29 protein-coding genes are annotated in these 17891 nt (G+C 43.4%); 18 read left to right on the forward strand and 11 right to left on the reverse strand.

Annotated elements, in window-relative coordinates; all coding sequences use genetic code 11:
- The first annotated feature begins 51 nt into the window (after positions 1-51).
- The 5 genes from ACQW03_RS18250 (at position 52) to ACQW03_RS18270 (ending at position 4201) form a co-directional block, all read left to right on the forward strand.
- Positions 52-1197, forward strand: coding sequence for a hypothetical protein (locus ACQW03_RS18250; RefSeq protein WP_441951024.1), 1146 nt, complete (start codon positions 52-54; stop codon positions 1195-1197).
- 68 nt (positions 1198-1265) lie between these two features.
- Positions 1266-2198, forward strand: coding sequence for an acetylxylan esterase (locus tag ACQW03_RS18255; protein WP_441952423.1), 933 nt, complete (start codon positions 1266-1268; stop codon positions 2196-2198).
- Positions 2199-2285: 87 nt separating this feature from the next.
- On the forward strand, positions 2286-2687 hold the full coding sequence (locus ACQW03_RS18260) for a hypothetical protein (protein ID WP_277511530.1): 402 nt from the start codon (positions 2286-2288) through the stop codon (positions 2685-2687).
- Between the two features lie 3 nt (positions 2688-2690).
- Positions 2691-3608, forward strand: coding sequence for a peptidoglycan recognition protein family protein (locus tag ACQW03_RS18265; protein WP_277511532.1), 918 nt, complete (start codon positions 2691-2693; stop codon positions 3606-3608).
- Positions 3609-3622: 14 nt separating this feature from the next.
- Entirely contained in the window at positions 3623-4201 is a 579-nt protein-coding gene (locus ACQW03_RS18270) for a phage holin (protein WP_441951027.1), read from the forward strand.
- 65 nt (positions 4202-4266) lie between these two features.
- Here ACQW03_RS18270 and ACQW03_RS18275 read toward each other — a convergent pair whose 3' ends face one another.
- The gene (locus ACQW03_RS18275; protein WP_441951029.1) at positions 4267-4653 is read right to left on the reverse strand and encodes a hypothetical protein; all 387 of its coding nucleotides are present in this window, start codon (positions 4651-4653) and stop codon (positions 4267-4269) included.
- A gap of 201 nt (positions 4654-4854) precedes the next feature.
- Here ACQW03_RS18275 and ACQW03_RS18280 point away from each other — a divergent pair, with 201 nt between their 5' ends.
- A complete protein-coding gene (locus tag ACQW03_RS18280; protein WP_441951031.1) occupies positions 4855-5301 on the forward strand; it encodes a NucA/NucB deoxyribonuclease domain-containing protein in 447 nt (148 codons plus the stop codon).
- A gap of 66 nt (positions 5302-5367) precedes the next feature.
- The gene (locus ACQW03_RS18285) at positions 5368-5622 is read left to right on the forward strand and encodes a hypothetical protein (RefSeq protein WP_441951033.1); all 255 of its coding nucleotides are present in this window, start codon (positions 5368-5370) and stop codon (positions 5620-5622) included.
- Between the two features lie 42 nt (positions 5623-5664).
- Here the strand turns inward: ACQW03_RS18285 and ACQW03_RS18290 are convergent, their stop codons facing one another.
- The 8 genes from ACQW03_RS18290 to ACQW03_RS18325 all read right to left on the reverse strand — a co-directional run bounded on the left by ACQW03_RS18290 (position 5665) and on the right by ACQW03_RS18325 (position 8416).
- Entirely contained in the window at positions 5665-6150 is a 486-nt protein-coding gene (locus ACQW03_RS18290) for a hypothetical protein (RefSeq protein WP_441951035.1), read from the reverse strand.
- Positions 6150-6419 (reverse strand): hypothetical protein, encoded by a 270-nt coding sequence (locus ACQW03_RS18295; RefSeq protein ID WP_441951037.1) that lies wholly within the window; start codon positions 6417-6419, stop codon positions 6150-6152. The genes ACQW03_RS18290 and ACQW03_RS18295 overlap by 1 nt, the downstream gene beginning before the upstream one ends.
- Positions 6416-6655 carry a hypothetical protein gene (locus tag ACQW03_RS18300; RefSeq protein ID WP_441951039.1) on the reverse strand — a complete coding sequence of 80 codons (240 nt, stop codon included), beginning with the start codon at positions 6653-6655 and terminating at the stop codon, positions 6416-6418. Before ACQW03_RS18300 ends, ACQW03_RS18295 begins: the two co-directional genes overlap by 4 nt.
- A 44-nt stretch (positions 6656-6699) precedes the next feature.
- Positions 6700-7098, reverse strand: a complete 399-nt coding sequence (locus ACQW03_RS18305; protein ID WP_441951041.1) for a hypothetical protein — start codon at positions 7096-7098, stop codon at positions 6700-6702.
- Between the two features lie 148 nt (positions 7099-7246).
- Positions 7247-7552 carry a hypothetical protein gene (locus ACQW03_RS18310; RefSeq protein ID WP_277511559.1) on the reverse strand — a complete coding sequence of 102 codons (306 nt, stop codon included), beginning with the start codon at positions 7550-7552 and terminating at the stop codon, positions 7247-7249.
- Positions 7553-7563: 11 nt separating this feature from the next.
- Complete coding sequence (locus ACQW03_RS18315) at positions 7564-7767, reverse strand: hypothetical protein (protein ID WP_441951043.1); 204 nt, start codon at positions 7765-7767, stop codon at positions 7564-7566.
- Positions 7767-8192: a type II toxin-antitoxin system HicB family antitoxin gene (locus ACQW03_RS18320; RefSeq protein WP_441951045.1), complete on the reverse strand. Its 426-nt coding sequence runs from the start codon at positions 8190-8192 to the stop codon at positions 7767-7769. The genes ACQW03_RS18315 and ACQW03_RS18320 overlap by 1 nt, the downstream gene beginning before the upstream one ends.
- A 29-nt stretch (positions 8193-8221) precedes the next feature.
- On the reverse strand, positions 8222-8416 hold the full coding sequence (locus tag ACQW03_RS18325; protein WP_152380875.1) for a type II toxin-antitoxin system HicA family toxin: 195 nt from the start codon (positions 8414-8416) through the stop codon (positions 8222-8224).
- Between the two features lie 229 nt (positions 8417-8645).
- Here ACQW03_RS18325 and ACQW03_RS18330 point away from each other — a divergent pair, with 229 nt between their 5' ends.
- A complete protein-coding gene (locus tag ACQW03_RS18330; RefSeq protein ID WP_441951048.1) occupies positions 8646-8843 on the forward strand; it encodes a hypothetical protein in 198 nt (65 codons plus the stop codon).
- A 28-nt stretch (positions 8844-8871) separates the two neighbouring features.
- Here the strand turns inward: ACQW03_RS18330 and ACQW03_RS18335 are convergent, their stop codons facing one another.
- Positions 8872-9075, reverse strand: a complete 204-nt coding sequence (locus ACQW03_RS18335; protein ID WP_441951050.1) for a YqaE/Pmp3 family membrane protein — start codon at positions 9073-9075, stop codon at positions 8872-8874.
- Between the two features lie 163 nt (positions 9076-9238).
- Between ACQW03_RS18335 and ACQW03_RS18340 the strand changes: the two genes are divergently transcribed.
- The 9 genes from ACQW03_RS18340 to ACQW03_RS18380 all read left to right on the forward strand — a co-directional run bounded on the left by ACQW03_RS18340 (position 9239) and on the right by ACQW03_RS18380 (position 14429).
- The gene (locus ACQW03_RS18340) at positions 9239-9574 is read left to right on the forward strand and encodes a YolD-like family protein (protein ID WP_441951052.1); all 336 of its coding nucleotides are present in this window, start codon (positions 9239-9241) and stop codon (positions 9572-9574) included.
- Between the two features lie 64 nt (positions 9575-9638).
- Positions 9639-10352: a hypothetical protein gene (locus tag ACQW03_RS18345; protein ID WP_441951054.1), complete on the forward strand. Its 714-nt coding sequence runs from the start codon at positions 9639-9641 to the stop codon at positions 10350-10352.
- Complete coding sequence (locus tag ACQW03_RS18350) at positions 10303-10824, forward strand: accessory gene regulator ArgB-like protein (RefSeq protein WP_441952425.1); 522 nt, start codon at positions 10303-10305, stop codon at positions 10822-10824. The genes ACQW03_RS18345 and ACQW03_RS18350 overlap by 50 nt, the downstream gene beginning before the upstream one ends.
- Entirely contained in the window at positions 10821-10943 is a 123-nt protein-coding gene (locus ACQW03_RS18355; protein WP_258012324.1) for a hypothetical protein, read from the forward strand. The genes ACQW03_RS18350 and ACQW03_RS18355 overlap by 4 nt, the downstream gene beginning before the upstream one ends.
- 21 nt (positions 10944-10964) lie before the next feature.
- Positions 10965-11666, forward strand: coding sequence for a hypothetical protein (locus ACQW03_RS18360; protein WP_441951056.1), 702 nt, complete (start codon positions 10965-10967; stop codon positions 11664-11666).
- Between the two features lie 324 nt (positions 11667-11990).
- Complete coding sequence (locus tag ACQW03_RS18365; RefSeq protein ID WP_441951058.1) at positions 11991-12170, forward strand: hypothetical protein; 180 nt, start codon at positions 11991-11993, stop codon at positions 12168-12170.
- 227 nt (positions 12171-12397) lie between these two features.
- Positions 12398-13549, forward strand: coding sequence for a cysteine desulfurase family protein (locus ACQW03_RS18370; RefSeq protein WP_441951060.1), 1152 nt, complete (start codon positions 12398-12400; stop codon positions 13547-13549).
- Positions 13550-13684: 135 nt separating this feature from the next.
- A complete protein-coding gene (locus ACQW03_RS18375; protein WP_441951062.1) occupies positions 13685-14206 on the forward strand; it encodes a PRC-barrel domain-containing protein in 522 nt (173 codons plus the stop codon).
- A 10-nt stretch (positions 14207-14216) separates the two neighbouring features.
- On the forward strand, positions 14217-14429 hold the full coding sequence (locus tag ACQW03_RS18380; RefSeq protein WP_013311529.1) for a hypothetical protein: 213 nt from the start codon (positions 14217-14219) through the stop codon (positions 14427-14429).
- A 164-nt stretch (positions 14430-14593) separates the two neighbouring features.
- Here ACQW03_RS18380 and ACQW03_RS18385 read toward each other — a convergent pair whose 3' ends face one another.
- Positions 14594-16567 carry a methyl-accepting chemotaxis protein gene (locus tag ACQW03_RS18385; protein ID WP_441951064.1) on the reverse strand — a complete coding sequence of 658 codons (1974 nt, stop codon included), beginning with the start codon at positions 16565-16567 and terminating at the stop codon, positions 14594-14596.
- 211 nt (positions 16568-16778) lie between these two features.
- Here ACQW03_RS18385 and ACQW03_RS18390 point away from each other — a divergent pair, with 211 nt between their 5' ends.
- Positions 16779-17846: an AI-2E family transporter gene (locus ACQW03_RS18390; protein WP_025723897.1), complete on the forward strand. Its 1068-nt coding sequence runs from the start codon at positions 16779-16781 to the stop codon at positions 17844-17846.
- Positions 17847-17891: the final 45 nt, after the last annotated feature.

Below are 17891 nucleotides of genomic sequence, written 5' to 3' on the forward strand. Positions count from 1 at the left end.
CCAATTATATGTAAGGTATTCACATCTACTATAAGTGAGGAAGGTTGTTAGATGATGTGTAAGAAATTACCTATGTTTTTCCTTATGGTTGTTTGTATTTTCACTCTTGGGATTTCCTTTGCATCAGCAAGTGGTTTTAGCATAAGCAATGTTTCTAGAGCCAAGCATGACATTTTGCACAAAGGTCGCAATTTTGTAGTTAAAGCTGCTGCGTTTGGCGCTACTGGTAACGGCACAGATCAGACCCGGACTTTACAGTCAGCTTTGAACTACCTAGAAAGGGTTGGAGGCGGTAAACTTGTCCTTGGTAAAGGCACGTTTCTATTAAGTCTTGCAAAAAGCATACACGATAAGGCTTGTATTATAATTCCGGCAGGAGTAACAGTAGAAGGCTCTGGCATGGGTGTCACCATCCTTAAACGGATCAGTAGTGAACGGAAGCAAAACGGAATACTTCTTGTCAATAAGGGTTACGACACAAAAGGTGAATACAAAGCAGCGGGCAATATCACTTTGCGTGATTTCACGATTACTGACGGTGATGTAACCTCAAAACCGAGAACTTACGGAGACTTGATTGCGTTAGGACATACGGATAATGTGCTCGTTGAGCGTGTACAATCGTTAAATCACGATCAACATTTCGTAGACATTTGTGGATCACGCAATGTCACCGTAAGAGATAGTATCAGTAACAATCTGCAAAATACCTACGGGACGGCTACGATTCAAATTGATCGAGCCAAAAACCTAGGAATATGGGGCTTGCTATTGGACGGAACTAATCCAAAGAATGTCACTATAGAAAATAACAAAATCACTTCAATGTCCGAACTTGTGTTGCAACTTGGGCACGATCAATCTACTGCTGAAAGTTTAAATGTAGTAAGTAACATGATTACTGCCGCGAACGCGAATAAAGGTCAGATGGCAATCGGGAAGGATGAAGATACCTCAATATCAACTGTAAATATTAAAGACAATCAAATAAAGCTCAATAATGAAAACAGTATCGGGATTAATCTGGCAACCGACACAGCCAATAGACTCGATAACATCTCAATATCTGGTAATGTTATAACGGGCAAGATGAGAACAGATACGTTTATAGATAGTGCTGTTGCGTCAACGGATTTTAAGGACATTTTGTATTCGCTTCTCATTGACTTGTCTTCTGGAATGAAGGTACTCTATTAATAACTACTAATAAATACCTTTTGGAAGGCGTTGAGTTGATATTGCGTAGAAAGATAAGTTTCTTGTTGGTGGCACTGATCCTAATTATGACTACATCCTTCGCTTATGCTGATAAGGGAGCTACATTTAAACAGAAACTTATATCTGTTTACGGCATTCATTTGAATAACGGAAAGTTACCAGATGCTCCTGAAATTATCTACGGAGAACAAAAAAAGGTAGAGGGACTGGATGTAACAGATATAACGTTTTCTAGTTTTGACGGTCAGAAGATACCTGGCGAAGTGATCTACCCGAAAGGCTTTAAAACAAATAATAAGTATCCTACGGTCCTAGTATTTTCTGGACATGGGGAGATGGAAGAACTAATCTCTAAACCAGAATCATATCAACATGCTGGTGCAGTAGGACTTGCACAAAATGGTTACCTCGTTTACACAATGGAAAATAGAGGTATGGGTAAGCTTGCGAAGATGGGAGATCACCTAGTCCTTGATGCTGTAGCGCGCTTGCACGGCGGTTCGTGGTATGGGGATATAACTACGGATGCTTTATATCTGAGCGCAGCAGTAAACAACGTCAGTTACGTGAATCAGAAGAAAATCGGAACCGCTGGTGTATCTACAGGCGGAGCACTGAGTATGTTGGTTGCTGCATTAGATGAGCGAGTAGACGCAGCTTATGTACAAGGTTATCTCGGCACCTATGCAAAAACGTTCACAGACGGTACGCACGATATCTGTAACAACATTAGCGGGATCCTTAACATTGGAGAGATGTGGGATGTCGGCAATCTAATCGCTCCACGTAACGCGTTGTATGTTAACGGAGAGATGGACCATTTCCATTATGCAGATGCTCAGGTTTCATATGCTGAAATAAAGGAACATTACAAAGAATTGAGTGTTGAAAAAAATGTAAACTTACAATCTCCGCGAGGGGTTACACATGAATTTTCCACTCAACTTGCAGCTGATTTTTTCGATAAGAATCTTAAATAGATTTTAACGACACGTCTTAAACGGCGTGTTTTTTTATGTCCTCAGAGTGGTTGAGGGCTGATTTTATAGAGAGACGGGGGAAAGGTCATGAACGAAACGGGGGAAATCTTCAAAGGAGGGGAAGGGGATGTAGTGCCGATCCAAAGGCTTGAAGATGTGGAAAAGGGATTGTCTGCTTTATCAGATGAATTTGCTAGACTTGCGGCAGAAAGTAACGCCATGCAACTTAAACTCAACTATCTTGATGAGAGCCGGAGCCGTCACGAAGAAGATGTGAAACAGATTAAACAAGCTTCAGCGGAAATGAAGATTCAATTCAATGAAATCATGCGCCGGTGGGATACCTTGGATGCACGTATGTTTCAATTACTTCAACAAAGCCAGGAAGACGAAAAGGCGGGGCAAAAGAGCTGGATGGACTTTACTAAGTTCGTTTTAGGAGGCACGATCATTGCTATCGTCGCCTTCATTTTTAGAGGGGGATTGTGATAATTGGATACAACCAAATATACGATAGAACGGCGCTACATAAACAAGCGCCATAACGTAAGACCGGGTACTCGCCTAACAAGCGGGAATCCGGTCTTTTTAGTTGCACACGACACGGGTAATCCTGGAGCTTCAGCGGATAACCACTTTACCTATTTTCAAAATCTAAAAGACCGATCCGCATCTGCTCAGGTCTTTGTAGATGACAAAAAGATTCTTGAAATCATCCCAACAGGAACCGGACCAGACGCAGCAGAGAAAGCTTGGCACGTCTTGTACAACGTCACCACGGATAACGAACGCTTTGGCGACGATGCAAACGATATCGCCCTTGGTATAGAACTTTGTTTTGGTGGCAAGATCGACACGCTGGAGGCTTACAAACGCTTTGTATGGTATATGGCTTACTGCTGTAACAAGTGGGGGATTAATCCACGTACACACATACCAAGCCATAAACAGCTTGACCCTGCTCGTAAGAGAGACGTAGACCAAGCGCTTGCGACTATTGGCAAGACGCTAAAGGAATTGGTTTATGACGTGGAAGCAGAGCTTAAAGGCGCTTCTGTGGCTCCTGTTGCGCTGGACTTTACACCGCTGCCTGTGTATATCGCTCAGTCGCTTATAGACAACTATGTATCTCCAGCTTGGTTTGCCAGCCAGAAGGCAGCCGATCAGGAAGGCAAGACACACTTTCATAACCTCGCTAATAACCTGCGAGCTGCGGCCGGGCTTAATGAAAAGAATCTGCCGCTTGCTGGATCTGTGAAGCTGTACAAGTCCAATGCACAAGAGATTATCTTCCGGTGGCTCCAACCAGCTTGGTTTAAAGCGAAACAAGCGGGTGACAAGGAACAAATGCAACATTTCAACAATCTGGCTAATTATCTGCGCGCTGCCGCAGGTCTGCCCAAACAATAATAGGGGGATTTTATATGCAAACAATTATCGAAACTGTACAACCATATGTAAGTACCGTCGCTACCGCCATTTTAGGCGTCCTGACAGCCATTGTTATAGCTGGGCTGAACACGATTAAGGTGAAGGCTAATGAATGGATAAATGCCCGTACAACGGAGTCACAGCGCGTCCTGTTGCACAAACTGGCGGAAGAAGGATTTTCTCTCGCTAAGACAGTGTTCAAAGAGGCGGACGGCCCGAAAAAGCTACAACAAGCTATATCCTATGTAACCAGACAATTAGAACAAAGAGGGATATATCTTACTGACACAGAGATTCAGGGAGCCATAGAAAAGGCGTATCTTGACTACAAAGCCAAGCAAAAACCCAATAGCACGGAGGAAGCCACTATAGCAGATGCAGCAGCCAAGGTTAGCGCCGAAGAAGCAGCTCAAGCGGCAGCGAAAGAGGCTATGGCTGGTTTGGCAGCTAAGGTAAACGAACTGTTGGCTCAGGCTACGGCAGAAGCGCTACCCACGGCTCCTGCTCAGGTGCAGGTTGAACCTATTCCAATTCCAATAGAATCTGCACAAGAGCCTGTTACTACTGAATAAGAATAATACGGCTACAGAAGCAAGTAAAGAAAAAAGGCCCCGGCATAATGGACGGGGCCTTTCTTCTATTTGGAACGTTCTAAAGTATAAGGATTGATTGTATGTTTCAGATATTTATTCACTGTGAAATACCCAACGCCTTGATCTTTATAGAAGAGTATAGGTGGAGAAGAAGTGTATTTATTAAAAGGACTGTACTGAGAATAAGTGCCGCCATACTGACCATAAATATTCCAAATACTCGTATTGCTGTATTGACTTCCATAGTCCCCATAAGTGTTATAGATGGAATATGTATCATATTTACTGCCAAGTGTGCCTAAATAAGTACCATCTGCCGCGATTAAATAGTAACTATCTGTTGGTAGTTGAGTAGCTGCGGCTGCATATGTTGGGAGAGAAATCCCAAGTAAAACTAAAATTGAAAGTAGAGTTATACATAGCTTTTTCATCAAAATACCCCTATTCTTTTTTTGAATATAGTCTATCAGGCCTAGGAATATTTTTCTATATATATTTACAAAATAGTCCAATTGTATTATGCTGACAACAATACATACGGAAGCACCGTTGTGCAATCCGAAAGCATCGGTGATACCCTGCTGGCATACGCTGGGGGGGTATTTTTCTGTTTTATAGGGGGAGGAATACATATGTTTAGATGGATATTTACCGTGTTGATAACAGTCCTATTAGCTGGATGCAGTGTACAACAAGACGTTGTAAAGACCACTAAGAGCGACCCTGTAGCCGTTCCAGTAACACAGGTGTCTGCCGATACGGTCAAGCTCGAATTTCCGTCAGATCGCTATCCTGAAACGGGCCAGCACATCAAGGAGGCCATTGCAGCAGGTAAGCCACCAGTATGCACCATAGACCGTGATGGAGCCGATCATAACCGCGACCTGTCCCTAAAGGGTGTACCCACCAAGAAGGGCAAGGATCGCGACGAGTGGCCTATGGCACTGTGCGCGGAAGGTGGCACGGGCGCAGATATAAAGTACATAAGCCCGAAGGATAACCGTGGAGCTGGATCGTGGGTCGGTCATAAACTCGATGACTACGTGGATGGTACAAAAGTGGAATTTATCGTTAAGTAACATTTTTTACAGCTTGGCTACTATCGGCGTGTTACATTGCAATAAAAACGATGGAGGGTCACAATTTTGATAACACTGACTATCGTAGAGAGTGGTATTACACATAATGATGGCGAGTTTGATTGGTTTGCTCCAATCCCTACAGGTCAAACCGGCACATTAGCTTATATCGACCCCGAAACAGAAGAGGATGCAACAATGGACTTTATAGCAGCAAATGGTGGCTTTGACGAGATGAATATCCTCGCAGATAGCGATGGAGAATATCGTTGCTCGCTTAGGACATTTCTCCACTGGAAAAATCACAAACACTGCCGATAAAATAAAAACCCCCGCTATCCTTAACTGGTCGGCGGGGATGTTTTATTCACCGTCACTGTTTCTGGCTAATTTAGGGTTAGGCTGGTTCTTATCAATTACCCAAGTATTCCCGATTTTTTTAGCGATGACTTTTCCAGTAGCACAAAGATTTTTTACAGTGCCTGGCGAATCATAATCCCATTCTTTAGCAGCTTCTACTGCTCCCATTACATTATCTAGCGTGTGTTGCTGAGCGCCATAAGCCTGTAAATACCGTCCTCTAAGGGGTTCATCCGTAAACTCATCCCAATCAATTTGAGCCATTTCCTCCATCAGAAGGTCAAATAAAATCATTTCTTCCTCACCGAATTTTTCAGCGTGTTGCATCAAATCCTTGTGAATACGTTCGAGTGTTGTAGCGGGTTTAAACCCGTATCTTTCCATATGTTTAGGTGAAATTCCGATTTCGCCCTTATCCTTTACTTTCTCTCCGAGAACATTAGCTATAGCCAACACCCTCCCGAATTTAATTTCACGATCCACTGCCATTAACCGATACCTCCGTAATTCTTTTCGAATTCAAATTGTTCAACCCAATCCTGACCGGTAACATCAAATCCGCCGATCGGATTATAAAAGCAAGAAGAATCTGGATGATTATATTCAATGTAGATAGACGAATATTTACCCGTACCATACAGTTCTTTGGCTATCTTTATAGCCTTTTCTTTTGTGCCCGCGTCCACGGGCTTTACAGGCTCTTCTAATGGACCACCTAATGTGTCGATCAACGCGGAAGCGCAGACTGAATATCTCATTTTTTATACTCCTCCATTATCAGATCATATGATCGCAGGGCTAGATCGTCACCCATCTCCTGCCGAACATAATCCAAAATACGGCTAATTTCCTTAGCTTCCTTAGCTTCGTCATGGTCGCCCTCATCCAACAGGATGAGCATGTATCTGTACAATAATTCAGAACCTCTCTCTAGACGTTCTTTGATGTATTCAGTATCTTCATATCGCTCTGTTTGTGCAGTGATACTCTTCATTTTCAGTTCTCCTTATGCCCGTCACCTTAGTGCGACTGCGGCTATTATTTGAAAGTCACAGTGCCTCTTTTAAAGAACAGAAATTCGGATGCATGACCGCAAACAACCTCAAGCTCTGTTTTGAAATTCCCAACTGTATAAAAGCGGACGGCCTTTCCAGTTTGTTTGTTCAATCCCTTCTGGTACTTAAGCTCGTATTCCGCGTTGCGGTTGTTCCATGCAGGGTAAACGTGGAGCCCTTCTCTTTCTTCCAGTGCGAACATGGTGTGCGTCTCATTTTTGCCTGCAACCATGAACCCGAAGTGAGCGACTTCTTTCATTGCGTTCTTCGCCTCCTTCCAAGCAATGACAAGAGCTTGGGAAAAGTATTCTTTTACCTTGCCGCCAAACTTAACCTTTGCCGTTTTAGCAATCTCCCAAGCTCTTGTCATTACATTCATCATTTTCTGTACCTCCATTTATATGCGCTATCGCATTTCTTGTTTATAATATATCATATGCGTTAGCGCATATCAAGTGATTTATTCAAATCGTCTAGTAATCAAAAAGCTCTGCTAACCTTAATTGGTCGGCAGAGCTTTTTTGTTATTCCTATACCACTTCATCTTCAGCTTTTTTAAAATCATCTACACTGTCGTAATACTTGAAACCTCCACCGTTTTTGTCAATAATCCAGTTGATTTTCTCGTCATTTAACCGGACTCCATACATACAGTAATAGAGCATTTCAATTTGTTTTTCATTCCTAATACGGATCAAATGTTTTTCTTGTTCGTTAATAAGGTACCATTTTGTTTCTGTTTGATCTACATTCACATATAACATTGATACCGATGAGGGAAATGGATAGTTAAACCAACGTCCTCGCTGATCCTCGCTATATCCTTCAAATGCCATTTTTAGCCCTCCTACTTGAATAATTTACCAATCGCTTTAAATATATCAAACGTTGTACGATTGTACACCTTGTTGTAAGCCGCCTTATGTGGGTTGCGGAGCCATCCCCAGCCTCGTGGCATCTTTAGCCCTGCACGGTGTACAACCTGCCGTTTGAGGCTGGTACGAGCTGCTATACGCTTGTTTAGGCTGGGCTTGCGTGGGCCGTATTTCATTATCGTTTCTCCAAAGGATTAATACCGAGACTCCGCTTCAATCCTTCCTGTAGCACCTGGGAGAAATTAAGGTGTTGCAGTTCAGCTTGATCATTAAGCCACTTTGGGACAGTCAGTGTCTTTTTAACAGCCTTACTTTCCATAGCTTCCCGAACTACTGGCATATAGACCTGAACGTCACACGCAGCTTCTGTTACTTCTCTTTGTGCCAAAATAACATCAAGTGGGGAAGGGTCAGGGATAGGGTCGCCGTCTTGTTCCGTAACATACATAAAACCCTCCAGCGCTTCACGAGCTGCAGCGTGCGCTTCTTCGGCAGTATCTCCAAATGTAAGGCAACCAGGAAGATCTGGAAAACGAACGGATATACCCTCTTCAGAATGGTCGAGCAATGCCCAGTAGCGATAAACGTCTTTTTTACTCACTATAATTAACCTCCTTTGGGGAGGGCTGTTCAGCCCTTAATCCCCGCTGTCTTTAGGATACTTGCTTGTGTCTTCGGAGGAAAGCTTTTCTTAGGATGTGGAACCGTAACCTTACCGATTTTTGTCGGATGCTTGAAGTAGTGGTGACTACCATGTACTCCTATTATGTACCATCCGTCCTCTTCTAACAGTTTGATTAATTCTCTCGAACTGTATGATTTCAAGTGATTGCCCTCCTTACACTTATTATTATACACGTATAATAAGTACGTGTCAACGTATTATTTATACGTATCATAAGAGCGTAAAGAATTATTTTCCGTCTCTTTTATAGGAACGAATGTTTGTATATAATACAAGTGAAGGGAGTGGATTGTATTGTTGCCAGATATCGAGCGTAAGCTACTACGGATACTCTACAACTATTCAGCAGGCCGCAGACGGATGCCCACTATGAAGGAACTGGAGATAAAGACAGGAAGGCGTACAGAGGACATAAAGGAGGGGCTGTTGGCTCTTGAGAGGGATAATTATATTCTATGGGATAACAAGAGTGATACGCGGCATATCCGCATTATTGAAGGATGGGATAGAGACCAGAAGATCGTTACGCCCCCAGGTGCGGCGAATAGATACTATACAGAATATTAAAACCCCGGATTGCTCCGGGGCTTTTTCGTTACCTATGTTGTCCTTGTTGAATAGCTTCAATCAATTTGTCATTACGCTTATCAGCCTTGTGGCTGTTAACAACTATGATGGCATGTATGATTCCTGGTAACCAACCAAAGAGGCATAGGATAAGATTTAACAATGCTTGCCCCGGTTTACCGCAGAGTAGCACTGCAAGCGGCGGGAGGATAATAGCTAACAGATAGCGCATTGGGATTAACTCCTTTTTATCGGCGTAATTTGGATAAATCTAGTATATATGACCTAGAAATATTTTTCTAGTACAAAAGTTTTAGAAGTGGAAAACAAAAATCCTTGTAAGGAACGTATGTTCGCTATATAATTTGAACATAACACATCAGGAGGCTACATACATGTCGAAAAAATTAGAAGGTAACGGCTTATGGGAAAGCAGCCGGATTATCATACCAGAACACAAGGAAGCATACTTAAAACTCATGCAAGACCGCCAGCGGAGAGGCAAGCCGGAACTTGACGATCAGGAAGTCCGGTTGATCGAGCAAGCGCTAATAGAGTCCTACAACTCGCGCCGGCCTGTCAGCGTGACTGTTTTTAGCCCGTTTGACGATACGGTTATGACTGGTGTAGTTACGTCAATTAACACCGCTAGACGCGAAGTAAAACTGTTTCGTGGTGAGGATGATTTTAGTTGGATTAAGCTGGAGGATATTATTTCGACAAATTTTTAAAATCACTTGCTTACGTCATGCGCCACTATATAATTAAGGTAGATAATTAGATAGGCGGTGTGAGGTGTCAACCAATTTGTTTTATATAATTTTTGGGGTGTTTGATGCACTAGCTATTCTTTTGCTGCCATTGGCATTGTATATGCTCCCCATAAAGGACTATAAGTATAAGATTATCCTTTTTGCTGTTGTTATATCTCTTGTATCCTTTTTGATGCGTATTGTACTAAACGTACCTAAGTTGGACTTACCTTTGCAGTATGCACTATTTTCAATATTTTTTCGTGTAGGGTTAAAAATAAAATTGCACTGGTCTGCTTTTATTTTGGGAGTTGCCATAAGTGCCTATGCCACTATGCAAATGGCTATTTTTTATGTATATAAGTTTTTTGACATAATGCAGATAGGCGTATTAAAGGAAAATGCATCTCTGCAAGTGTTTTTATTGCAAGGAACATCTATACTTATAACTTATCTCATTGCCGCACTTTTTAAGCTATACGGAACAGGATTTTCTTTTATATCAGCGCCTCCCCATGATTTTATCTGGAGAGAAGACTATAACACTAAAGAAAATAAAATGGTCCTAACAAGCACTTTGTTTTCGGCGGTGACGATAAGTTCAGGAGTAATACTTCTGTACTATTTAAACCCACTTGCAATATTGCTGGTGTCTATATTCACTTTTGCACTTTCATACTACTTTTCGAGGAAGAGTGATGCAGAAGATGCTAGAAAGGCTATCGAGGCGTATCGCGAACGAATTAAAAAAAGCTGATCCAGATGGACCCGGCAGCGCCGAAGTATTAACATACGCGATAGGTGTCAAGCTTAATTGGTATTCTGGGCTGATACTTACCATGTTATTCGGCTGGATATTAGGTAACTTTCTAGATGCACTCATAGCCTTTTTTTCTTTCGTTGCCCTTAGAAAATTTTCAGGCGGGTTCCACTTTCGTTCTTTAACATTCTGTGCTGTATTTTCAGCGACTCTTTTCGCCTGTATACCTCTAATACATCTGGGACATGATGGTGTACTATTACTTACATCCATAACAGCTTTAGTGGTCTTATGGGTGGCTCCAAATAAATCTGTGGACCTTAATCCATCAAAGCTAGATCCGTATTTAAAATGGATTTCCCTGGCTATTGTACTCGTAAATTTTATAATCCAATCCCCTGTAATTGCTCTATCTTTCACGGCTCAAGCTATTCTACTTCTACCACGGAAGGGAGGTGAGCAACAATGAAAAAGAGTATCGCGCGTCTTGTATCTAAATTGTTAGTTAACGATGCAGAAAAATCTTCTAGATCCGAAAAAACATTGGTAGGCGCAATGCCGCTTCCAAAAGAATTAAAAAAGAACTAAAAAAGAAATGAACATAATCATATGGACAACAACAAAGAGGTTTTTGCACCCGAGATAAATGGACCTAGGTTTTCATTTTTCGAGAGCGACATAGTTGCAATTGAAAGATGGATACCAAAATCCAACTATGAGATCCCGTATTTTATCACAACGGATGGAAACTTCACTGTTCCTACAACACACGGGGAATTCGCTGATGGATTCCCTGATTTCCTTAGTCTGGACACGGGGAATTTGGTGAATTTGAAAAATGTTTCCAGAGGGGAAACTGCTGATTATGGCGGTAAGGTTTTTTTCAAGGGAACCGATATGTACACCAGTGTTAATAAACTCAACTCAACAAATTTGTCCGATCTTATAGAAGCTGCACATAAGCGGCCGACGGATCGACGGTTTATTATAGGCACCGTTAATTCTAAGTCGGGCCTTTTTCCTGCTAAAGACGTTTATTATATGGATATGTGGGGTGCGAAAAAAAATTATCATGTGCCTCGTTTTCACCATATGGGAGGACTTTACGTAGTCGCTCTTACCATACGCCAGTGCCAGGAGGCATTCCCCTACTTATACCCCGCCACCCCGGGCCACCTCATAAATCTATCCAGGGTAGCCGGATTTGAAGAACACAGTTATGACACTATAGTCAGATTTAAAGACACAGATTATACATGTCCTATATCTGGACCAAAGCATAGAGCTTTAAAAAAAATATTAAAAAAATGACTAAACCCGGCCTATGGTCGGGTTTTATTAACATATAATCTCCACAATGTCAATATCAATCTACCCTAGGATAGCGCAAATCGATTCGACATCATACGACATCTTTCCCCTTTACGCCACGATATGATAATTGATATAAAGGGTTAAGACAACAAAAAGACGTACACGGGAAGGATGTGAAAAAACGCCTCCCATGAGAGAGGCGCTTAATTGTGGGTTGGCATCCCTGCCAGGATAGCCAAGTAAGTCCCACGCAAAAAGAATCAACGTGAGTATACAAGAAATTCATTATTCAGTAAAGACAAACACATAAGGAGTGCATCAATGCAGATACATCAGGTAGAGATAAAACAAAATTTAAGCCAGAAGGCTGCAACAGCTCTCGCGGAAATCATTATGAATATATACGATATAAAAACACCTGCTACAGTAAGAGTTATCTCACCATTACAAGAGCATGATATATTATTGGACGATATTACCAATTGTAGTGTGGGAGACTGAATGCAAATGAGCAGGAGAGGATAAAACCTCACTGCTCTTTCTCTTTGAATGGGTCAAAAAATCACCCGCAATTTACCCGCAAAATGGCTTGTAGATATTTAATTTTTCTTGTAGATATAACTCGCTCAAAAATCATAAAAACCCTTTGCCCTTGCGGCTTTAACTCTCTTCTTGTATGCTTGTGTAGATAATGGTTAATATATGTTCTACATTTGAGGTGGATTAACATGAACAGAATTTATCTGGATCATGCCGCATCGACTCCTATGCATCCTGAGGTTGCGCAGACTATGATGGACATCATGACCGGCCAATATGGCAACGCTTCGAGCGTTCATGCCTTTGGCCGCGATGCCAAGCGCACCGTCAGCGCTGCTCGGGATGCCGTTGCGGCCTCTTTGGGCTGCAAGCCTGAAGAAATTATATTTACGAGCGGAGGGACAGAAAGCGATAATCTGGCCCTGTTTGGGACGGCTATGGCAGACGGCCGTACTTCCGGGCATATGATTACAACCGCGGTTGAACATCACGCAGTGCTTCATGCTTGTGATGAACTGGAAAAAGCGGGGTATGAGGTGACTTATGTCCCGGTCAACGGTTTTGGACGCGTGAACCCTGCGGATATCGAGGCTGCCATTCGTCCGGACACTTTTTTGATCAGCATGATGTATGCCAACAATGAGGTGGGCGTCATTCAGCCGATCTCAGAAGTAGGGCAGATTGCGAGAGAACATGGCATTGTATTCCATGTAGATGCGGTTCAAGCTTTCGGTCATATATCCATCGACTGTCGGAATCTCCCGATTGACTTACTGAGTGTGTCGGGTCATAAGATTAACGGACCGCAAGGGGTGGGTGCATTATATATCCGCCAAGGTACACGCATTCAGCCGCTAATGCATGGGGGACTTCAGGAGAAGAAACGTCGTGCCGGAACAGAAAATATCGCCGGTATTGCGGGTCTGGCTAAAGCCGCAACTCTTGCTAATGCTTCCATTGATGAGCGTGGGGCGCACGATACGATTCTTCGTCAGACGTTGCTTAAAGGGTTGGAAGACACTCTGGGTAGCCAAAATTTTGTAATTAACGGTGATCCTGATCATTCTTTACCTAATGTCCTCAATGTTAGCTTTCCGGCCATTGGTACAGAGACCATGCTGATGAACCTTGACATGGAAGGAATCGCAGCAGCAAGCGGATCAGCCTGTACTTCCGGATCTCTAGAGCTATCGCATGTATTGCAGGCGATGGATCTTCCTGAAGATGTTTTACATTCAGCGATTCGGTTTAGCTTCGGTTTGGGTAATACTACGGAAGAAATGGAATACACGGCCAAGAAAATTGAAACCATATGGAAGCGGCTGCGTACTAGGTACTAGGGGTTTCTCCGCATTTTAATAAGAAGGGAGGGGCGGTTTTCCATTTCATTGCATGAACGGAAGCAAGGTCTGACAGGCATGTAGGAAAAGGACCGCACCTTCGTTCAGATTGCAGAATGAGGAGGTACCCTATATATGAAGCTTCAAGATATGATCGGACTTGCCGTTTTCGATGTGGAGGACGGGAAGCAGATTGGTAAAATACATGACTTTATGGTGACTGCTGATTGGCGAATCACAGGGATCGAGTTGGAAGGAAAAGGGCTTTTTTCTTCTCACGTGAAAATGGTTGCTTGGGGTGACATCGTTGCTTACGGTGAGGATGCGATCATGATTCGCAATCAGCAGGCTGTCCGTAAAACGGAGGCCCATGATATAAAACATACGTACTTGCTTGGACCCGGTAAACTGAAGGATCTATCCGTGCTAACAGAGGAAGGGCTTATGCTCGGGCACATCTCGGATGTTTATTTTGACCAGGAAATGGGCAATAACATAATAGGCTTGGAAATCAGCGATGGTTTTGTATCGGATATTATAGAGGGGCGGAAATGGCTGCCCTGCACCGAAGATATGTCCATCGGGGAAAATGCTGTTATGGTTCCCCCGTTAAGCGAGCAGCGTCTGGAAAAAGCCATATATTCTGTTAATGGATAGGGTGAGTTTATTGAGATGTCCGAATTGTAATTCCAAAGATATCGGCAAAATCGGCTCCCATCAATTTTATTGCTGGGGATGCTTTATCGAACTTCAGGTGAATGGTGAAAAAATGTCTGTCTACCAAGTGGAAGAGGATGGAACGCTCAGTTCGCTGGACGACCTATTCTTTGGAGATGAGATGGCACAACAGGACTTGCCGCAAATTCACGCTTCTTCCTAAGCTTGACTCCGAAAGTGGACAGGCTGCTTACTAAGAGGTGTGATCTACATACGGCTTAGTAGGTTGGATAACGCTTGATAAAAAACAACGAAGAGGGTGCCCCAAACGGCCATATTGGCTGGGGCACCCTCTTTTGTATACCGTTTTTGTGAAGATGGTTAGTTCTACAATTTAAAGCGTTTGACCTCTTCCAATAAAAGATCTGCATGAGAATCGAGTTTGGCAGAAAGGTCGGCAATATTGTTCATGGCATGACCTTGTTCTTGCACAGAGGAAGCTACTTCCTCTGTAGATGCTGCACTTTGTTCAGAAACAGCGACAACGCTGGAAATGACATCGGAAATATGTCCAGCATTCACACGGAGATGATCTGTGGCGGCGGTAACGTCCTCAATTTGGGCAAGCATATGCTGAGAAGCCCCACGAATGGATTCAAACGCCTGTCTCGTTGCAATGGCAGCATGCTCCTGTTCTACGGTTACAGCAAGAGCCTTCTTCATTTCCTCTGCGCTTTGTACTCCTGCAATTTTAATTTCTTCCAGCTTACTCATGATACTGTCACTGGAACTGCCCGCTTGCTCAGCCAACTTTCTCACTTCTCCCGCGACGACGGCAAAACCTCGTCCGTGTTCTCCGGCCCGTGCTGCTTCGATGGATGCATTGAGGGCCAGCAGGTTTGTTTGTGCGGCGATATCGTGGATGGCCCCGGCCAGCCGCTCAATATCCTGAGTTTTCATCGCCAGTGAATCTACGGCTTCTCCTGCCGCAGTTGTCGTTTGTCTGGACTCGGCGGCCAGTTTCGCTTGACGTTCTGCTGTTTCATACCCTGCAAGCACGGCAGAATCTGTTTCAAATACGGCAGTTTGGGTCCGTTTAACACTTTCGCCAATCTGGTCGATGGAGCCTGTCATGTGAGTCAGCTTCTCAGAGCCGGAAAATACAGCCTCAGCTTGATCGCTCGCTCCTTGGGCAAGCTCCTGAACTGCACTGGAGATTTGTGACGCGATGGTTCCAGTATCCTTAGCGTGCTGATGCATATCATGGGAAGCTGAACTGACATCTCCCGCCGTATCTGATACCTTGCGCAACAGGTGAGTGAGATTATCAGACATGATATTAAAATCTGTCCCCAGGCTGGCAATTTCATCTTTACCCTTAACATCCACACGAGCGGTCATATCGCCTTCAGCTATACGTTTGACATTCGCTTGGAGTCTGCGAATCGGCTTAATAAAGTTGTTTGCCGCCCAGATTGCCAGTAGCATAGCGACGACCAAGATGATAGCAACCGTAATAATCAACATATTACGAGTGGAGTAATACTCCTGAAAAGCAATATCTTTGGAAATAGACAACCCTACAATCCAGCCTGTGCTAGGCATCTTTTTAAAATAAAGCTGATGGTCACTACCATTATAGCTATAGTCTGTTTCTCCCGAAGCTGCGCTCAGCAGGGCCGCGGTTGATGAACCCAACTCGGGATTGTCCTTGAGGTTTTTGCCAGCCAGCTTGTTGTCTGGGTGCGCGATCACGGCTCCATTTTGGTCAATCAAAAATGCGTAGCCCAATCCGTTCAAGTCTATGCTTTTAATTATTTTTGTCATATCGTTGAGCATTATATCCTCGCTGACCACACCAGTGACGGAGCCATTCGAATTTTTGAGAGGCTTCGCAATAGAAATGGTGAAATTCGTACTATTTGCATCAATGTACGGGGACGAGTAATACATTTCCCCCTTGGTTTTGGCATCCTTGTACCACGGTCGAGCGCGAGGATCATAACCTGCTTCAAACCAGCCAGATCCATCCCAGTAGGTTCCATCTTCAAAGCCTGCGTAAATGTTGGAAATGTTTTGATCTTTATAGTTTTGAAAAGCTGCTTTCAGAGATACGGCTTTGGCATCTGATGAGATATCGCTGGATTCCAGACCTGCAGCCAATGTTTCAATAATTTTGGCATTACCACCTATCCATCCGTCGAGCTGATTGACGGTTTCGGAGGTTTTGCTGCTCATAAGCTCTTGGATATCATGGTTGGCCTGATTTTTAACGCTTGTCATGCTAATGATCGACAATGGCCCAGCTGCAACGATAACAATACAAGTGAAAAGGAGAATAAGTTTGATTTTTAAGTTCATGTAACGACCCCCGATGTTTCAGAAATGTGAAAGCTTAAAGTAGTGCTTTGTACTTATATCGTCAGATGGAATGACTTTGTTAATTGTTTTCATCCGTTTTCATCATTTTTTTACAATGGTAATCTATGGGGCATTCCAGCCTCGCGGGAAGGATTAAAGTAGAGGTACAGGCATATACTTAAAGGAGGCTAGTCCAGTAAGGGGGCACGAAATGGAGCAATTAACGAAAAGTAGACTGTTCCGGTACGGAATATGGACGCTGCTGGGACTTGTCATTCTATATTTTATCTGGCTGCTACGACCTTTGTTTTTGCATTTGTATGAATTTCTGAAAACAATCATTGCTCCGTTTGCGGTAGCGATGATCATCTCCTATGTACTTAATCCCGTTGTCAGTATGCTGGGCGGTCGCAAGGTGCCTCGAAGTGTAGCTGTGCTGCTCATCTATGCTGTGTTTTTAGCCAGTCTCGTTGTGATTCTGATGAACCTGATTCCGATGTTCATTGAACAACTGGATGAGCTGAATGAGCATCTGCCTGAGCTGACCATGCATGCACAAGGATTAATGACGAATATGGATAGCGGCATTTTGCCCCAAGGGGTGCGAACGGGTATGAATCAATGGTTTTTTCAACTAGAGAATCGGATGGCAACAGGGATTTCTACCTTTATGGATAACATCGGTGGGATGATCAACATGCTGTTCAATGTGTTCATTGTTCCGTTCCTCATTTTTTATATTTTGAAGGATTTTGATGTGTTCGAGCGGACGATTGTGTCTTACCTCCCGCGTTCTCGTCGCAAGGCGATTGTAACGGTACTTAAGGAAATTGATCAGGCGCTTGGCAACTATGTCAGGGGACAATTACTGGTATGCGTCATTATTGGAGTGATGGCTTATCTCGGATATATGCTAATTGGCATGCCTTATGCGCTGTTGCTGGCAGGAGTGGTTGCGGTTTTTAACATCGTTCCGTATTTGGGCCCCTTTTTGGGAGCCGCTCCGGCAGTAGTCATGGCTTCTACGGTCTCCTTAAAAATGGTACTTTTGGTCGTGGTCGTTAACACCTGTATTCAAGTGTTGGAGAGCAATGTCATTTCTCCCCAGGTGGTGGGACGAACGTTGCATCTGCATCCGATAGCCATTATTTTCGCTCTGTTAGTGGGTGGGGAAATTGCGGGAATTACCGGCTTGATTTTAGCGGTTCCCGTGATGGCAGTTTTAAAGGTAGGACTTCAGCATTTTTTTGCTTATTACGTGAAGCGGAAAACAATCTGATTTTGTCCATACACCGTATGTATCTTGTCTGAAATCGCGTTGACA

The organism is Paenibacillus sp. DRB1-1, from assembly GCF_052119485.1.
Lineage (GTDB): Bacteria > Bacillota > Bacilli > Paenibacillales > Paenibacillaceae > Paenibacillus > Paenibacillus polymyxa_B.

Coding starts and splice junctions, on each gene's coding strand:
- ACQW03_RS18290 (WP_441951035.1), bottom strand. CDS start 6,150: ATGGCAGTGGATCGTGAAATTAAATTCGGGAGGGTGTTGGCTATAGCT.
- ACQW03_RS18360 (WP_441951056.1), top strand. CDS start 10,965: ATGGACAACAACAAAGAGGTTTTTGCACCCGAGATAAATGGACCTAGG.
- ACQW03_RS18280 (WP_441951031.1), top strand. CDS start 4,855: ATGTTTAGATGGATATTTACCGTGTTGATAACAGTCCTATTAGCTGGA.
- ACQW03_RS18275 (WP_441951029.1), bottom strand. CDS start 4,653: ATGAAAAAGCTATGTATAACTCTACTTTCAATTTTAGTTTTACTTGGG.
- ACQW03_RS18375 (WP_441951062.1), top strand. CDS start 13,685: ATGAAGCTTCAAGATATGATCGGACTTGCCGTTTTCGATGTGGAGGAC.
- ACQW03_RS18385 (WP_441951064.1), bottom strand. CDS start 16,567: ATGAACTTAAAAATCAAACTTATTCTCCTTTTCACTTGTATTGTTATC.
- ACQW03_RS18295 (WP_441951037.1), bottom strand. CDS start 6,419: ATGAGATATTCAGTCTGCGCTTCCGCGTTGATCGACACATTAGGTGGT.
- ACQW03_RS18300 (WP_441951039.1), bottom strand. CDS start 6,655: ATGAAGAGTATCACTGCACAAACAGAGCGATATGAAGATACTGAATAC.
- ACQW03_RS18390 (WP_025723897.1), top strand. CDS start 16,779: ATGGAGCAATTAACGAAAAGTAGACTGTTCCGGTACGGAATATGGACG.
- ACQW03_RS18270 (WP_441951027.1), top strand. CDS start 3,623: ATGCAAACAATTATCGAAACTGTACAACCATATGTAAGTACCGTCGCT.
- ACQW03_RS18250 (WP_441951024.1), top strand. CDS start 52: ATGATGTGTAAGAAATTACCTATGTTTTTCCTTATGGTTGTTTGTATT.
- ACQW03_RS18335 (WP_441951050.1), bottom strand. CDS start 9,075: ATGCGCTATCTGTTAGCTATTATCCTCCCGCCGCTTGCAGTGCTACTC.
- ACQW03_RS18365 (WP_441951058.1), top strand. CDS start 11,991: ATGCAGATACATCAGGTAGAGATAAAACAAAATTTAAGCCAGAAGGCT.
- ACQW03_RS18370 (WP_441951060.1), top strand. CDS start 12,398: ATGAACAGAATTTATCTGGATCATGCCGCATCGACTCCTATGCATCCT.
- ACQW03_RS18315 (WP_441951043.1), bottom strand. CDS start 7,767: ATGAAATACGGCCCACGCAAGCCCAGCCTAAACAAGCGTATAGCAGCT.
- ACQW03_RS18340 (WP_441951052.1), top strand. CDS start 9,239: ATGTCGAAAAAATTAGAAGGTAACGGCTTATGGGAAAGCAGCCGGATT.
- ACQW03_RS18330 (WP_441951048.1), top strand. CDS start 8,646: ATGAAGGAACTGGAGATAAAGACAGGAAGGCGTACAGAGGACATAAAG.
- ACQW03_RS18305 (WP_441951041.1), bottom strand. CDS start 7,098: ATGATGAATGTAATGACAAGAGCTTGGGAGATTGCTAAAACGGCAAAG.
- ACQW03_RS18310 (WP_277511559.1), bottom strand. CDS start 7,552: ATGGCATTTGAAGGATATAGCGAGGATCAGCGAGGACGTTGGTTTAAC.
- ACQW03_RS18260 (WP_277511530.1), top strand. CDS start 2,286: ATGAACGAAACGGGGGAAATCTTCAAAGGAGGGGAAGGGGATGTAGTG.
- ACQW03_RS18350 (WP_441952425.1), top strand. CDS start 10,303: ATGCTAGAAAGGCTATCGAGGCGTATCGCGAACGAATTAAAAAAAGCT.
- ACQW03_RS18355 (WP_258012324.1), top strand. CDS start 10,821: ATGAAAAAGAGTATCGCGCGTCTTGTATCTAAATTGTTAGTTAACGAT.